Below are 690 nucleotides of genomic sequence, written 5' to 3'. Positions count from 1 at the left end.
CGGGAGTGCCGGGTGCGCCGGTCATCGGTGATGCTGGTGTGGTGCCGGCCGCCGGGCTGCCTGGCAGCGGCGCGCAAGTCGAGGGTGCCGGCGGTGCCGTGACTCCGGGCTCCGGCGGTGCCCCAGGCGCGCCAATTGCTTCTGCCGCAGGCAATCCCGCGCCTCCGGCTCCGGGTGTTCCCGGTGCTCCGGTTGTTGGTGAGTCAGGCGTGGTCGCGCCCCCGGCGCCGGGTGTGCCCGCGGTTCCGGTGGGTTCGTCGGTGGAGGGTGTGACGCCGCCGGCGCCGGGTGTGCCGGGTGCTCCGGTTGTTGGTGAGTCGGGTGTGACGACTCCGCCGGCGCCGGGTGTGCCTGCGACTCCGGTGGGTTCGTCGATAGAAACCTTCTCGCCGCCTGCACCTCCGGCCCCCGCGACGCCGTCATCCAGTTCCGTTGAGACCTTCTCGCCTCCGGCTCCTCCTGTGCCTGCGACTCCGGCGGGTTCGTCGGTGGAGATTGCGACGCCTCCTGCGCCGGGTGTGCCGGGTGCGCCGATTGTTGGTGAGTCGGGAGTGGTGACGCCTCCTGCGCCGGGTGTGCCTGCGGTTCCTGCGGGTTCGTCGGTGGAGGTCGTGACGCCTCCTGCGCCGGGTGTGCCTGCGGTTCCTGCGGGTTCGTCGGTGGAGGTCGTGACGCCTCCTGCGCCGGGTG

At 72.6% G+C, this 690-nt stretch carries 1 pseudogene; it reads left to right on the top strand.

The annotated features are described in order from the left end of the window. Positions 1 to 488: 488 nt before the first annotated feature. Positions 489 to 690, top strand: a pseudogene (locus tag ACZYYX_RS21335) (PE family protein); the annotation flags it as partial.

It is taken from the genome of Mycobacterium sp. IDUB_1 (genome assembly GCF_055419625.1).
This window is presented reverse-complemented; position numbering and strand designations above follow the sequence as displayed.